The 14,725-nt window shown below is 69.5% G+C and carries 15 protein-coding genes; 14 read left to right on the plus strand and 1 reads right to left on the minus strand.

What is annotated here, in order from left to right:
• Window positions 1-25: 25 nt before the first annotated feature.
• From ABI385_RS11080 to ABI385_RS11090, 3 genes are all read left to right on the plus strand, one after another.
• Window positions 26-1,000 (plus strand): acyl-CoA thioesterase II, encoded by a 975-nt coding sequence (locus ABI385_RS11080; protein WP_348103811.1) that lies wholly within the window; start codon window positions 26-28, stop codon window positions 998-1,000.
• Between the two features lie 76 nt (window positions 1,001-1,076).
• Window positions 1,077-1,697: an ATP-dependent Clp protease proteolytic subunit gene (locus ABI385_RS11085; RefSeq protein ID WP_348103812.1), complete on the plus strand. Its 621-nt coding sequence runs from the start codon at window positions 1,077-1,079 to the stop codon at window positions 1,695-1,697.
• Entirely contained in the window at window positions 1,694-2,287 is a 594-nt protein-coding gene (locus tag ABI385_RS11090; RefSeq protein WP_348103813.1) for an ATP-dependent Clp protease proteolytic subunit, read from the plus strand. Before ABI385_RS11085 ends, ABI385_RS11090 begins: the two co-directional genes overlap by 4 nt.
• A 34-nt stretch (window positions 2,288-2,321) precedes the next feature.
• Here the strand turns inward: ABI385_RS11090 and ABI385_RS11095 are convergent, their stop codons facing one another.
• The gene (locus tag ABI385_RS11095) at window positions 2,322-2,645 is read right to left on the minus strand and encodes a helix-turn-helix transcriptional regulator (protein WP_348103814.1); all 324 of its coding nucleotides are present in this window, start codon (window positions 2,643-2,645) and stop codon (window positions 2,322-2,324) included.
• Between the two features lie 173 nt (window positions 2,646-2,818).
• Here ABI385_RS11095 and ABI385_RS11100 point away from each other — a divergent pair, with 173 nt between their 5' ends.
• The 11 genes from ABI385_RS11100 (at window position 2,819) to ABI385_RS11150 (ending at window position 14,506) form a co-directional block, all read left to right on the plus strand.
• Window positions 2,819-3,889: an alcohol dehydrogenase catalytic domain-containing protein gene (locus ABI385_RS11100; RefSeq protein WP_348103815.1), complete on the plus strand. Its 1,071-nt coding sequence runs from the start codon at window positions 2,819-2,821 to the stop codon at window positions 3,887-3,889.
• The gene (locus ABI385_RS11105; RefSeq protein ID WP_348103816.1) at window positions 3,886-4,701 is read left to right on the plus strand and encodes an SDR family NAD(P)-dependent oxidoreductase; all 816 of its coding nucleotides are present in this window, start codon (window positions 3,886-3,888) and stop codon (window positions 4,699-4,701) included. Before ABI385_RS11100 ends, ABI385_RS11105 begins: the two co-directional genes overlap by 4 nt.
• A gap of 15 nt (window positions 4,702-4,716) precedes the next feature.
• Window positions 4,717-5,463, plus strand: coding sequence for a GntR family transcriptional regulator (locus tag ABI385_RS11110; protein WP_348103817.1), 747 nt, complete (start codon window positions 4,717-4,719; stop codon window positions 5,461-5,463).
• A complete protein-coding gene (locus tag ABI385_RS11115) occupies window positions 5,460-6,494 on the plus strand; it encodes an aldose 1-epimerase family protein (RefSeq protein ID WP_348103818.1) in 1,035 nt (344 codons plus the stop codon). The genes ABI385_RS11110 and ABI385_RS11115 overlap by 4 nt, the downstream gene beginning before the upstream one ends.
• A 114-nt stretch (window positions 6,495-6,608) precedes the next feature.
• Window positions 6,609-7,745: a Gfo/Idh/MocA family oxidoreductase gene (locus ABI385_RS11120; RefSeq protein ID WP_348103819.1), complete on the plus strand. Its 1,137-nt coding sequence runs from the start codon at window positions 6,609-6,611 to the stop codon at window positions 7,743-7,745.
• Window positions 7,746-7,828: 83 nt separating this feature from the next.
• Complete coding sequence (locus tag ABI385_RS11125; protein ID WP_348103820.1) at window positions 7,829-8,914, plus strand: ABC transporter substrate-binding protein; 1,086 nt, start codon at window positions 7,829-7,831, stop codon at window positions 8,912-8,914.
• Window positions 8,915-8,921: 7 nt separating this feature from the next.
• Window positions 8,922-10,424, plus strand: a complete 1,503-nt coding sequence (locus ABI385_RS11130; protein WP_348103821.1) for a sugar ABC transporter ATP-binding protein — start codon at window positions 8,922-8,924, stop codon at window positions 10,422-10,424.
• Entirely contained in the window at window positions 10,421-11,440 is a 1,020-nt protein-coding gene (locus tag ABI385_RS11135; protein ID WP_348103822.1) for an ABC transporter permease, read from the plus strand. The genes ABI385_RS11130 and ABI385_RS11135 overlap by 4 nt, the downstream gene beginning before the upstream one ends.
• Window positions 11,437-12,420: an ABC transporter permease gene (locus ABI385_RS11140; protein ID WP_348103823.1), complete on the plus strand. Its 984-nt coding sequence runs from the start codon at window positions 11,437-11,439 to the stop codon at window positions 12,418-12,420. Before ABI385_RS11135 ends, ABI385_RS11140 begins: the two co-directional genes overlap by 4 nt.
• Entirely contained in the window at window positions 12,417-13,592 is a 1,176-nt protein-coding gene (locus ABI385_RS11145) for a Gfo/Idh/MocA family oxidoreductase (RefSeq protein WP_348103824.1), read from the plus strand. The genes ABI385_RS11140 and ABI385_RS11145 overlap by 4 nt, the downstream gene beginning before the upstream one ends.
• A complete protein-coding gene (locus tag ABI385_RS11150; protein WP_348103825.1) occupies window positions 13,589-14,506 on the plus strand; it encodes a sugar phosphate isomerase/epimerase in 918 nt (305 codons plus the stop codon). The genes ABI385_RS11145 and ABI385_RS11150 overlap by 4 nt, the downstream gene beginning before the upstream one ends.
• Window positions 14,507-14,725: the final 219 nt, after the last annotated feature.

Below are 14,725 nucleotides of genomic sequence, written 5' to 3' on the forward strand. Positions count from 1 at the left end.
ACCGCCACGTCAGTAGGCTCGACCCGTGACTGCCGTCGACCCGCCCCTCGACCCGCTGCAGGACCTCCTGCGCGTCCTCGACCTGCGGAGCCTGGGCGACGCCCACATCAGTGTGGAAGGCGTCGAGGGGGACGAGGAGAGCGACCTCGGTGAGTCGGCCGCCACGGTCTTCGTCGGGGAGAGCCAAAAGCAGCCGCACGGCCGGGTGTTCGGCGGGCAGGTCCTGGCCCAGGCGGTCGTGGCTGCGGGCCGCACCGTCGACGGCGCAGGGGGTCTCGCACGTGCCGGGGTCGAGGCGGGCGCCAGCCGCCCGATCCACTCTCTGCACGGCTACTTCGTACGCCCCGGTGACGACAAGCACCCGATCCGCTTCGCGGTGGAACGCATCCGCGACGGACGGTCCTTCTCGACGCGCCGGGTCCACGCCATCCAGTACGGCGTCCCGATCCTGTCGATGATCGCCTCGTTCCAGCTGCCGGCCGAGGGACTGGACCACGAGGACTCGATGCCGGCCGCACCGGACCCTGAGTCTCTGCCGACCGTTGCCGATCGTCTCGACGAGGTGGATCACCCTGCGGCACGGGCTTTCTCGCGAAGCAGACCCATCGACCTACGCCACGTCGAAGGAGATCTCTACCTCACACCGCGTTCCCAGCCGGCCTCGCGACAGAGCGTGTGGCTCAAAGCGACCGGCGAGCTGCCGGACGACCCGCTCCTGCACGCGGCGGTCCTCGCCTACGCCTCCGACTACTCACTCCTCGAACCGGTGCTGCGCCGGCACAGCCTGGCGTGGTCGGACCCCAGGCTTCGCGTCGCCAGCCTCGACCACGCCATGTGGTTCCATCGCCCGGCCCGCGCCGACGAGTGGACGCTCTACACCCAGCACTCCCCGAGCGCCCAGGGCGGTCGCGGCCTTGCGATGGGCCGCATGTATGCCTCGGACGGCCGGCTCGTCGCGTCGGTCGCTCAGGAGGGCATGGTGCGTCTCAAGGACGACTGACCGGCGCTGCTCTGGGCAGCGCTGCCGTCAGCAGCGCGCCCTTCCCTGCCGTGGCGACCGGCCCGAGGCTGGGGCCATGAGCGAAGTCGACGTCGACCCGGCACAGGTGTTGGACCAGGAGCTGTACCGCCAGCTCTTCGAGCGGCGCACACTGCTGCTCGGTGAACCTCTGGAGGCCCGCAACACCAATCGGCTGTGCACCGCGCTGCTCATCCTGTCCGCCCAGGACCCGCACTCGGACATCCGCCTGTTGATCAACTCCCCGGGCGGGTCGGTCCCGGGGATGCTGGCGATCCGGGACTGCATGCGGGCGATCCCCAACGACGTGAGCACCGTCAACGTCGGCATGGCCTACAGCGCGGGGCAGTTCCTCCTGTCGTCAGGAAGCAGAGGCAAGCGGTATGCCATGTCGCACGCGAAAGTGCTGCTGCACCAGGGATCCGCCGGAATCGGAGGGACGGCGATGGACATCGCCATCCAGGCCGACGACCTGCGCCACACCAGGGATACGGTGCTCGCCTGCATCGCCGAAGACACCGGGCAGCCGGTGGGGCAGGTCGAGGAGGACTCCCGTCGCGACCGGTGGTATACCGCCGAGGAGGCGATGGCATACGGGTTCATCGACGCCATTGTCGAGACCGTCGACGACGTTCTGCCGACCCGCCGTACCCCCGTCGGGCTGGGAGCATCACGATGAGCAGCTACCCGATCCCGTATGTGACGACGCGCACCAACCAAGGTGAGCGGACCGTCGACATCTACAGCCGACTGCTCGCCGAACGGATCATCTACCTGGGCACGGGGATCGACGACGGCGTCGCCAACGCCGTCATTGCCCAGCTCCTGCATCTGGAGAACGACAACCCCGACACCCCCGTGTCCCTCTACATCAACTCCGCGGGGGGCTCGATCCCCGCGACCCTGGCGATCTACGACGCGATGCAGCTCATCCACCCCCTGGTCGAGACGACCTGCGTGGGGCAGGCTGCCGCGACGGCGGCCGTGCTCCTCGCCGGCGGCGCTCCGGGCCGGCGTAGCATCCTCCCGCACGCGCGGGTTGTCATCCATGCGCCTGCCGCGGAGGGCCGTGGCGCGATTCCCGACCTGATCCTCGAGGCCGACGAGGTCGAACGGGTGCGCACCATGCAGGAGGAGATCCTCGCCGCGCACACGGGCCGCAGCACCGAGCAAGTGCGGCGCGACACCGACCGGGACCTCATCCTGACGCCTCGTGGCGCGGTGGACTACGGCGTGGTCGACTCGGTGCTGGCGTCCCGCGACGGCTGAGCCAGCCGGCTGCCTCAGTCGCGGAAAAGCTGCCTCAGGCGGCGAGGCATACCGGTCCCGAGGGCTGAACGGTCGAGCGGGCCAGATGCGCGGCAGCCCCACGCGTCAGGTCCAGCACCGTGGTCTCCAACGCGCCGGCCACAGCAGACAGCAGCTCGGAGGACGCGTCTTTCCTACCGCGCTCGAGCTCGGAGAGGTACTGCGGTGAGACCCCGGCACGGGCCGCGACGTCGATGATCCGTTCACCCCGGATCGTCCGCTCCTCACGTAGCTGCCGCCCGATCACCTCGCGCCACAACGGTTCTGCCGCAGGCGTTCGGCGCGCTTCGGTCAGGCGCAGGCGGACAACGTCTCCCATCCGTCCAACGTATGCGCCAGGCAGCTCCGGAAAGCACTGATTGCGTTTCGCTCTCGGCGGATCGCTGCCACCTGCGCTCGGACTGGGGTGGGGGCTGGCGCGTGCCAGCGGCATAGCGCTAATGTCTAGACATCCATACTGGCAGTCTCAAGGCGGAGCGCATGGTGGAGACGATGACTGCCCTGCGTAAGACGGGGACGGGCGCCGAGAACGTCGGACTCACCAGCGTGCCGGTACCCACCCCTGGTCCCGGACAGGTGCGAGTGGCGGTGCGGTCCGTCGGGATCTGCGGGACGGACCTGCACATCATGCTGGATGAGTTTCCCAGCCTCCCTCCGGTGACGTTGGGCCATGAGGTCAGCGGCGTCGTGGACGAGATCGGTGACGGGGTCGACCCTGCGAACCTCGAGCGACGGGTCGCGCTCGAGACGTACTTCTCCACGTGCGGTCGTTGTGCGCGATGCCGGTCCGGCCAGCCCAACCTGTGCGCCGAGCGCCGGTCCATCGGCAGCCACGTCGACGGTGGCTTCACCCGCTACGTCGTCGTCCCGCTGGTCAACGTGCATGACGTCGACGAGTCCGTGGGCCTGCACGCCGGCGCTCTCTACGAGCCGCTGGCCTGCGTCGCGCACTGCCTGTGCGACCCGGCGGTCGCGTCACCGGGAGATCGCGCGCTCGTTGTCGGACCCGGCGCCATGGGTCTGCTCGCGGCTCAGGTGCTCCGAGCCGAGGGCGCCGACGTGACCATCGTCGGCACCGGACGCGACGCCGTCCGTCTAGATCAGGCGAGCGCACTGGGCTTGCACGCAGTTGTTTCCGATGCCCTCGAGTCGGCTACTCCCATAAGCGGTTTCGACGTCGTCGCGGAGTGCAGCGGCTCGGCCTCCGGCGTCGCGTCGGGGTTGCAACATATCCGCAAAGGTGGCCACTACGTGCAGATCGGCCTGTGCGGGCGGCCCGTCAGCATCGACCTCGACGCCGTATGCCTCAAGGAGCTCCGTGTGACGTCCGGCTTCGCCAGCACCCCGCAGTCGTGGGAGCGAGCCGAACGCCTCGTGAGCGCCGGCCTCGTGCGGCTCGACCCCCTCGTCAGCGGGGTCGCGGCTCTCGAACACTGGGAGACCTCCTTCGCCGACACCCGGGCTGCGGCCGGCGTCAAGCTCGTCCTCGACCCCGGGGCTGCGGCGGGTGCGCGCGGTGGCGTCGGTGCAGACAGCACAACCCAGCGCGGCGTCTCGGCATGACGTCGTCAGCGGCTGCGGCCAACCCCTACGACCTCACGGGCCGGACGGCCGTCGTGACGGGTCTCTCTCGCGGCATCGGGCAGGCGGTGGCCGTCGCACTGGCCCGGCAGGGCGCCGACGTCGCGGGCATACACCTCGGCGACGAGGCCGGGGCGAAGGAGACCACGCGGCAGGTCGAGGCGCTCGGTCGGCGCGCACTGGTCATGTCCGGTGACACCGGCGACGAGGGCACTGTCGCCGCGCTGGCTGACGCCGCCGTCACGCAGCTCGGGGGCATCGACATCTGGGTCAACAACGCGGCGGCGCTGCTGGTCAAGCCGTTCCTCGAGTCCCGGGCCACGGACTGGCACGACCTGCTCCGCGCGAACCTGCACGGCTACTACTACGGATGCCGGGAGGCTGCTGCTCGAATGGTCGACCAGCTACCCCATCGACGAGGGGGCCGGATCGTCAACATCTCGTCGGCCGCTGACATCCTCGTCGTCGGGGGCCTCTCGGCCTATATCGCCGCGAAGGGAGGGATCGTGGCGCTGACCAAGACCATCGCTGTCGAGCTGGCGCCCCATGGCATCACCGCGAACGCCGTAGCGCCAGGGGCCATCGAGACGCCGCTCAACACCGTGGCGTGGGACGACGCCGTGCGAGCGGCATACCACCAGCGGATCCCCTCGGGGCACATCGGCGACCCGGAGGACGTCGCCGATGTCGTAGCCTTTCTCGCCTCACCGGCCTCGCGGTACATCACCGGCCACGAGCTCGTCGTCGACGGCGGCCTGACCATCAACGGCAACGTCGGCCATGTCGTCAGCTGAGGCGGGACCCCACTGGTGAGCGTTCCGGACTTCACCCCGCGCTACGTCGAGATCGAGCAGCGCCTGCGCGCGCGGATCGCGCAGCTGCGGCCGGACGACCCGTTGCCGAGCGACGCTGACCTGTGCGTCGAGTTCGGGGTCAGCCGGATGACGGCACGCACCGCTATGCAGCGGCTCGTCGACGAGGGGCTGGTCATCAGGCTCCCGGGACGCGGGTCGTTCGTCGGCCAACGGCCGGTGGACCGGCAGCTGTCGCGCCTGCGCGGCTTCTCCGAGGAGATGCTGGCGCGGGGTATGCACCCGTCGTCCGTTCTGCTTTTCGCTGGTCTCCAGCACGCGTCTGCTGAGGCGGCAGCGGCGCTGCGGCTCGACGAGGCCAGCGACGTCGTGGTCGTCGAGCGGATCCGGCTCGCAGACGACGTGCCCATGGCCGTCGAGCGAGCGGTCCTGACGCCGGCCAGCGCCGGGGTGCTCGGCGTCGATCTCGCCGCGTCGTCCCTGCACGCAGCGATGACGACAGTCGGGGTGCTTCCGCACCACGGACGCAGCTCGGTGACAGCACAGTCGGCGACAGCAGCTGACCAGCGACACCTGGGGGTCGCCCCACGCACCGCGCTGCTCGTGGAGCAGCGGCTGATCGCCGACCAACGCTCGACGCCGGTGGAGTGGACGCAGAGCCGCTACGTGACCGACCGCTACGTGCTGACCATCGACTTCACGGTCGAGCTGCGCGGCCGCTCCACCCGGGCACGACGACGTTGACCAGCACACGAGGCAGACCTGCGAACGCGTTGGTCAGGGACGGCCTCGTCGGTCACGTCGACCAGCTGGCGAGTGCCCACCAGTCGCTCGCCGGTCTCGACACCGGGCAGCTGCAGCGGGCCATAGACCTACAGGTGGTCGGGGGGATCAGCGCGAGGCTGCTGCCCGACCGCGGGATGGACGTGTCGGCCGCCTGGTTCGACGGCATACCTCTCGCCTGGGTGTCGCGCCGCGGGGACGTGCGGGCCGCAACGCCCGGGACGGGTTCGTGGATCGGTCAGTTCGGCGGGGGCCTGGTCACCACGTGTGGTCTGCAGAACGTCGGCGTGGCCTCCGAGGGCCACGGGCAGCACGGGTCGTTCTCCGCCACACCGGCCAGCGCTGTCAGTGTCGAGCGGGCGACGACTCCGGACGACGAGATCGAGCTGGTGGTCACCGGGGTGGTCGAAGAGGGCGACGCCCTGGACGTGCACCTGCGCTGCGAGCGCCGCCTGACGACGCGTACCGGCAAGGGGCTGTTGACCGTCACCGACAGGGTGACGAACGTGGGCACGGCAGCGGTGCCGGCACCGATGCTCTACCACGTCAACCTCGGCGCCCCGCTGTGGAGCCCGGGCGGCTATGTCACCGCGCCGGCCGGAAGCCGCACGGTGGCGCGTGACGCCGACTCTCAACAGTGGGTAGGGGTGTGGGAGCACGCACCGAGGCCGTCCCGAGATGGCGTGGAGCGGGTGTTCGAGCACGTGCTCGATGGAACCGGAGACCGCGAGGGCCCGGACACCTGGGCGCAGGTGCAGGTCACCCACGAGGAGCTGGGGCTGAGGTTGACCGTCGCATGGGACGTCAGGGCGATGCCGCGCCTCCATCAGTGGGTGCACCCACGAGCCGGCGTCTACGTGCTCGGCATCGAGCCGGCCAACTGTTCGGTGCTCGGTCGTGCGGCCGACCGGGCTGCCGGCCGGCTGCCGGTGCTCCAGCCCGGCGAGTCGCGAACGACATCCTTACGAGTCGGCGTATCACGCCTGACCTGACCCGCCAGGCGCGACTGGTCTCACGCGCGCCTGGCCCCTCTACGGTCGGAACTCGGATGAGCATACTGGGCATGCTCAAAGGAGCGACGACCACGAAGGCCGAGAGGAGCTCACATGCGGCGTCTTGTCGGCATCGGCTTCGACCACATGCACATGGGCGATCAGCTGCGGACGGCGGCTGCCGAGCCGAGAGTGACCCTGGTCGGGGCCATCGATACCGACGCTGCACGGATGCGGGAGGTATGCCAGGCGGTCGGGCTCGGTGACCTCGCACAGGTCAGTGACTTCGCACAGGTGGACGCGGCGCTGGACGCCTGGCGGCCCGACGTGGCCGTGGTGTGCTCGACCACCGCGCAGCACCAGGTGTGGGTCGAGCGGCTCACAGCGCGCGGAGCTGCCGTGCTGCTGGAGAAGCCGTTCGGCCCGGACCTCACGAGCGTCGACGCGATGATCGAGATGGCGCACGTGCACGACACCGCTGTCGGCGTGAACTGGCCGCTGGCGTGGTACCCGACCCACCGCACGGCATACCGGCTCGTCTCCGAGGGAGCCATCGGCGCCGTCTCGGAGGTGCACTTCTACGACGGCAACCGCGGCCCGCTCTTCCACCTGCACGACAAGATCGAGGTGACGCCGACCGAGCAGGACAAGGCCGGCTCATGGTGGTACTCGGCAGCCGCCGGCGGCGGCTCACTGCTGGACTACCTGGGCTACGGCACCACGCTCGGGACCTGGTTCCGTTCGGGCGAGCTGCCCCTCAGCGTCACCGCGACCACGCACCTCGCCCCGGGGCTCGAGGTGGACGAGCAGAGCATCGTCGTCGCGGCATACCCCAGCGGGCTGTCGAGCTTCCACACCCGATGGGGCACCTTCACCGACCCGTGGAACCACCTGACCCAGCCGCGCAGCGGGTTCGTTCTCGTCGGCACGCACGGGACGGTATCGAGCTTCGACTACGACCGGCACGTCACGCTGCAGGACTCCACGCATCTGGACGGCCTCGAGGTGCCCGTCGACGCGCTCGCACCCGAGGTCAGCACAGGGCTCAGCGCCATGCTGCACCACCTCGATACCGGAGAGCCGCTCGACGGCCCGATGTCCACGGCGATCGGGCGGACCGGCCAGCTGATGGTCGACGCGGCCCAGCTGAGCGCCGCCGCGGGAGCCCGGGTCGAGATCACCACCGACGGACCTCGGCTGCCGAAGACGCAGGGGTCGCGCCAAGACCAGCAATTGATGCCGAACCGATAGTACAGATGTCTAGACATTCACGTTCCGCCCCTGCAAGGATCCTCCAGATCGCCCCGATCTCATCCCCGAAAGAGTGGAACACCATGCAACGACGCACATCACGCTCCGTCCTCGGGTTGTCGGCGGGAACGCTCGCGCTCCTCCTGGCTGCCTGCAGCTCGTCGTCCGGGACCACCCCGTCCGGTGGCGGCACTGCTCCGGCAGGCGGTGGAGGCGCCGGTGGCGGCGACTACGTCATCGGCATCAGCAACACCCTCGTCGGCAACGGCTGGCGGGAGGAGATGATCTGCGCGTCGAAGGCCCAGTCGCTCGCCAGCGGCAAGGTCAAGAAGTTCATCTCCGCCAACCGCAACGGTGGCCCGACCGAGCAGATCGCCGACTTGCGCTCGATGATCTCCCAGGGTGTCAACGCGATCATCGTCAACCCCAGCGACCCGGACAAGCTGAACTCGGTGATCAGCGAAGCCAAGGCGAAAGGCATCGTCGTCGTCGCCGTGGACAGCGCCGTCACGAGCCCGGACGCCTACAACGTCACCAACGACCAGGTCGAGTACGGCCGGCTCGGCGGCAAGGCACTGGCCGACCTGCTCGGAGGAAAAGGCAACGTCGTGGAGATGCGCGGCATCCCCGGCGTCCCCGCCGACACCGACCGGCACACCGGGTTCACCACGGCCCTGAAGGACTACCCCGACATCAAGGTGGTCCAGGAGGTCAACACCGGCTGGGACTTCTCCAAGGGCGGCCAGCAGGCCCTCGACCTCCTCAACTCCGCCACGAAGGTCGACGGGATCTGGACCAGCGGCATCGACTACACCGTCGTCAACGCGTTCAAGACGCTGAACAAGCCACCGGTGCCTGTCATCGGCGCCGACGAGAACGGCTTCATCGGCCAGCTACTCAACGACCCGACCGTCAAGGGCGCGGCGGTCACGAACCCCGCGGTCATCGGTGGCGTCGGTACCGCCATCGCCATCGACGTGCTGTCGGGCAAGGCCATGGACAAGAAGACGGTGCTGAAGCCAGAGGTGTGGCTGAAGACCGATACCGAGAAGCTCAAGGCCAACTACGTCGCCGACCGCGCTCCCACCTTCAGCGCCGCCACCCAGGTCAAGCCGTTCACGACGTACAGCAACGAGCAGCTCGCAGCCTGCAAGGGTCCTGGGGAATGACCACACCGTGACGTCGACGGCATCGGTGCAGGACCCGCAGCTCCTCACCGTGACCGCGGTCGCGAAGAGCTACGGCCCGGTGACCGCCCTGCGCTCGGTCGACCTCGAGGTGGAGCGCGGCGAGATCCACGCTCTCCTCGGGGCGAACGGGGCGGGCAAGAGCACCTTGGTGAAGATCCTCAGCGGGGTGCTCGTACCCGACAGCGGGTCGATCACTGTCGCCGGCAAGGCGGTCACCTTCTCCTCACCCGTATCGGCTCGAGCGGCCGGCGTGGCGCCGGTGTTCCAGGACCCGGCACTGGTTCCGGACCTCAGCGTCCTGGAGAACTTCGTCCTCACCGGTACCGACCACGACGCTGTGCGCGAGTGGCAGGGACGTCTCGGCCTCGCTGACGTCGACCTGCGCTCTCGGGCCGTCACGCTGCCGCTCGCCACGCTGCGGATGCTCGACCTGGCTCGGGCCCTGGCGCACGACCCGCAGCTGCTGCTGCTCGACGAGATCACCGCCGCGCTTCCGACCGACATGGCGGAGCGGGTCTTCGCGGTGATGCGTCAGTGGCGGGACCGTGGCCGGTCGGTGCTGTTCATCTCGCACCGGTTGTCCGAGGTCGAGGCCGAGTGCGACCGGGCAACGGTCTTGCGGGACGGTCGTGTCGTCGACACGCACCGGACCTCCGAGGGTGGGGAGGCGCGGATCGTCGCTGCGATGCTGGGTGACAAGGCGGCCCGGCTGGACTCCGCGGTCACCAGCCGCAAGACCACCCGAGCGCCGTCGCCACGGCTCGTCGTCGAACACCTCGCCGCCGGCCGACGCCTGCACGATGCGTCGTTCGACCTCGATGCCGGCGAGGTGCTGGGCATCGTCGCGCTCGACGCCCAAGGCCAGGACGAGCTGTTCTCCGTTCTGGCGGGTGACCAGCGGCCCAGCTCGGGACGCGTTGTCGTGGACGGCAAACCGGTGGTGGCGCACCACCCCATCGACGCCATCCGGCGCGGGATCTCGCTCGTCCCCTCGGACCGGCAGGCAGCCGTCTTGCCGCAGCAGTCGATCCGCCACAACCTCGCTCTCCCGCTCTACAACAGGCTGCGGAGCTGGGGCTGGATCGACCAGGAGCGGGAGCAGACTGCGGTGGACGGCGCGATCGACCGGCTCGAGGTCGACACCCGCGGCCAGACCCAGGCCCGCGAGCTGTCCGGAGGCAACCAGCAGAAGCTGACCATCGGCCGCTGGCTCGTCTCCGGCTACGACATCATGCTGTGTTTCGACCCGACGCGCGGGATCGACGTCGGCACGAAGCACCAGATCTACTCGCTGCTGCGCGAGCAGGCCGCCGACGGACGCTCGGTCCTGATGTTCACCAGTGAGCTGCGAGAGGTGCCCCTCGTCTGCGACCGGGTGCTCGTCCTGCACGACGGGCGCATCGTCGACGAGGCCCTCGCCGGCGATGCCGACGAAGCGCGGCTCCTGGAGTCTGCGCACGGCCTGCACCGGGCAGCGGAGGCGTCGTGAGCACCCAGGTCCCCGTCCGTCCGACGGCGCCGCGAGGGCTGCGGGTGCCCTCGGGCTCCTTCGCGCTCGTCAAGCTGCGGGAGAGCGCCTGGCCGGTCGCTCTCGTGATGCTGTTCGCCGCGCTGCTGGCCTGGCAGGCAACGCACATCCGGGCCTGGGGCGCCTTCGAGCTGCAGACGATGTTCACCTCCACGCTGCCGATCGCCTTCCTCACGCTCGCTCAGGCGGTCATCGTCATCGGTGGCGGCATCGACCTCTCGGTCGGTGCGCAGATGGTGCTCTTCAACTGCGTCTCTGCCTGGCTCATGAAGGACGTCGGCTTCGCGGGGGCCTTGGGCATGTCGGCGGTGACCCTGCTCCTCGGCGTGCTGCTTGGAGTACTCACGGCCTGGGTCGTCACCACGAGCGGCATCCCGGACATCATCGTGACGCTGGCGACGAGCTTCGTCTGGCTCGGGCTCGCTCTCGTCGTGATGCCGGCTCCGGGGGGAGGCGCCGACCCTGCCTTCCAGGCGCTGGTTCAAGGCGGTCCCAGCTCTTACTGGCCCGCGCTCGTCGTCCTTGCGGTCCCGATGCTTCTCGTCCTGTTTCCCCTTCGGCGCACCCGCGCGGGGCTGGCCGTCTTCGCGCTCGGGTCGAACCCGCAGGCGGCCTTCCTCGCGGGCGTGTCGGCCGGACGGGCCCGCATGACGGCGTATGCGGTCGGCGGGTTCTTCGCCGCGCTCGCCGGCCTGGCGACCACCGCCTACACAGGAGGTGGCGCGGCCACCCCGAGCGTCGCCAACGTGGGCACCCTGGCGTCGGTCGCGGGCATCGTCCTGGGCGGTGTCGCGCTGACCGGCGGGGTCGGCGGCTTCTTCGGTCCGGTCGTCGCCGTGTGGTGCCTGTTCCTCGTCTCCAGCAACCTGCTGGTCCTCGGGGTCGACCCTTCATGGGGCGAGGTCGTGCGCGGCGTCATCATCGTCGTCGTCGTCCTCGTCGGCTCCCTACTGCGCGCGCGGTGGTCTCGGTCATGAGCACGCTCGCGCGGCCGATGCGCGTGCGCCGTGGCCGGCTCGCGCCCGCAACCGTCGCCCTTCTACTCGTCCTGCTGCTGCTCTGCGTGGCCAACGGTGTGGTGGACCAGGGCTTCTTGACCTTCTCGCAGCTGCGCAACACGCTGCTCATCGTCGCCCCGCTGGCGCTCTTCGCCGGTGGCCAGACGCTCTGCATGCTCACCGGGGGCATCGACCTCTCCGTGGCGATGACAGCCACCGCGACCGCATACGTCGTCGGCTCGCGTGCTGCCGCCGGAGACGCGGTGGTGACCTGCCTCGCGCTCGGCTTCCTCACGGCCCTCGTCATCGGCGGGGTCAACGGCGTTGGTATCGGCGTGTTCCACGTCAACCCGCTGATCATGACGCTCGGTATGAACGGCATCCTCGTCGGCGTCCTCACTGTCGGTAGCCAGACCTTCCTCGGCGGGGCCACCCTCATGCCGGACGTGGTGAAGACCCTCGGCGGGGGCACCATCGTCGGGCCGGTGCCGTGGAACCTCCTCGTCCTGCTGGTCTTGGGCGTCGCCCTCGTGCTGCTCCTGCGGCGCACCGGCCTGGGTCGGTTGATCTATGCCACCGGGGACAACCGGGTCGCCGCCCGGCTGGCAGGGGTACGCGTGTGGCGGGTCGAGCTCGCCGTCTACGTGGGGTGCGCCCTGCTCTCGGGCGTCGCCGGTCTGCTCATCGGCGGCCGCAGCGGCGCGGTTGACCTGCAGCTGGCCAACTCCTACCTACTGCCATCCGTCGCCGCGGCCGTCATCGGCGGCACGTCGATCCTCGGAGGCGTCGGAGGGATGGGCGGCACATTCCTCGGCGCGTTGATCCTCACCGTCCTCGACACGCTCCTCGTCCGCCTTTCCGTCGCCGAGTCGCTGCGCCAGATGCTCTTCGGCGCCATCCTCCTGGCCCTCGCCTGGGTTTACGTCAAGATCTCCCGGACGCGAGGGGTCCCCGGATGAGCCGGGTGTCGCCGCAAGCAGCAGCGGCCGTCGGGGCGGCGGTCATCGGCACCGGCTTCATCTCGGGCCTGCACATCGACGCCCTGCGGCGCATCGGTGTACCACTGCGCGGTGTACTGACTCGCGACGCGCCCGCGGCCCGCGAGAGCGGGCTGTACCCGCACGTCTACGCCGACATCGACGAGCTGTGCGCCGACCCGTCCGTCGACGTGGTGCACGTCACCAGCCCCAACAACCTGCACGCGGAGCAGGTGCATCAGGTGCTCTCAGCCGGCAAGCACGTCATCTGCGAGAAGCCGCTCGCGCTCGACGCCTCCTCCGGGGAGGCCATGCTCGACGCCGCCCGAGCGGCCGGTGTGATCCACGCCATCTGCTTCAACGTGCGCTTCAACCCTGTGCTGCACCACGCCAGGTCGATGATCGCCGCCGGCGACATCGGTGTTCCGCGGCTGGTCTCCGGCAGCTACCTGCAGGACTGGCTGCTGCTCGAGACCGACTGGAACTGGCGGGTGGACCCGGAGGCTTCCGGGCGGCTGCGAGCCGTGGCCGACATCGGTTCGCACTGGCTCGACCTCGCCAGCTTCCTCACCGGCACTCGGGTCGCGGAGGTGTTTGCCGACCTGCACACCTTCCTGCCGACCCGCCGGCGACCTGTCGGGTCCGTCGAGACCTTCACCGCGCATACCGTCGCGTCGGTGGAGCGTGAGGACTTCACGGTGACCACGGAGGACGCCGCCGGGATCCTGCTGCGCTTCCAGAACGGCGCTCGTGGAGCGCTCACGGTGTCGCAGGTCTCCCCCGGCCGGAAGAACTCGTGCCGCATCGAGGTCGCCGGCTCCACGAGCGGGCTCGCCTGGGACTCCGAGGAGCCCGAGCGGCTGTGGGTCGGTCATCGCGGCGCGCTCAACGAGGTGCTGCTACGCGACCCATCCATCATGAGCACGGATGCCGTGCGTGTCTCGCATTACCCAGGCGGCCACCCCGAGGGCTTCGCCGAGTCCTTCCTAGGACTGGTCGAGGCCGTGTACGCCGCCGTCGTGGACGGGGATCACCGCGACGACGGCAGCTACCCGACCTTCGCCGACGGAGTCGAGGGGCTGCGCCTCGAGGACGCCGTCCTGGCCAGCCACGACAACGGGCGATGGGCGCCTGTGCAAAGGAGCACCTCATGAAGCTCGGCCTGCTGACCGCGCCGTTCCCCGAGACACCGCTGACCGAGGTCGCAGACTGGGCCGGCACCAATGGTTTCCGCACCCTCGAGGTCGCGTGCTGGCCGCGGACCGGAGGGAAGCAACGCCGGTATGCGGGGACGTCCCACATCGACGTGGTCAAGCTCTCCCCGTCGCAGGCGACCGAGCTGACACAGGACATCGCCCGACGTGGCGTCGACATCTCGGCTCTCGGCTACTACCCCAACCCGCTGCACCCCGACCCGCAGCACCGAGCCGAGGTCCAGGGCCACCTGCGGGCGGTCATCAGCGCAGCCGCGCTGATGGGCGTCCCCGTGGTCAACACCTTCGTCGGCAACGACAAGGACCGCACACCATCCGAGAACTTCACCGCCTTCCGGCACGAGTGGCCAGCTCTCGTCTCGCACGCCGAGGAGCACGGCGTTCGCATCGCCATCGAGAACTGCCCGATGATCTTCTCCGAGGACGAGTGGCCGGGCGGCAACAACCTGGCCCACTCCCCTGCCGTGTGGCGGGACATGTTCGAGGCGATCCCTTCAGACACGTTGGGCCTGAACTTCGACCCGTCGCACCTGGTGTGGCAGATGATCGACTGCGAGCGGGCCATCGAGGAGTTCGGGTCGCGGATCTACTACGTGCAGGCGAAGGACGTCGAGATCGACCGCAACGGCCTTTACCAGCACGGCACCTCGGCCGCCGGCATTGGCTGGCAACGCCCGCGGCTGCCCGGCCTCGGAGAGGTCAACTGGCAGCGCTTCTTCTCGGCGCTCTACCGGGCGGGTTATCAGGGCGCGGTCACTGTCGAGCACGAGGACCGCCAGTTCGAGGCCACCGACGATCTCGTCAAGGCCGGTTTCCTTCTCGCCCGCAACACCTTGGCGCCCTACCTTCCGTAGCGCCCTGCCCCTTCCGCACCTGGGTCGGCTCCGTCGCCATGTTCCGCCACCGTCGTCCCTTCGCGGTGTCCGCCGGGGCTCGGAGCTGCGGTGCTGGTGTCGGTCATCAGGGGGGCTAGATGACATTGCGGACGTCAAGCCTCTCGAACCCGCCTTGTCGGTCCGTATTTCGCACGGGCAACACCTACTCCTCTGTCACTGTGAGTGACGTGTGTGCGA

The organism is Lapillicoccus sp. (assembly GCF_039935575.1).
Classification (GTDB): Bacteria; Actinomycetota; Actinomycetes; order Actinomycetales; family Dermatophilaceae; genus Lapillicoccus.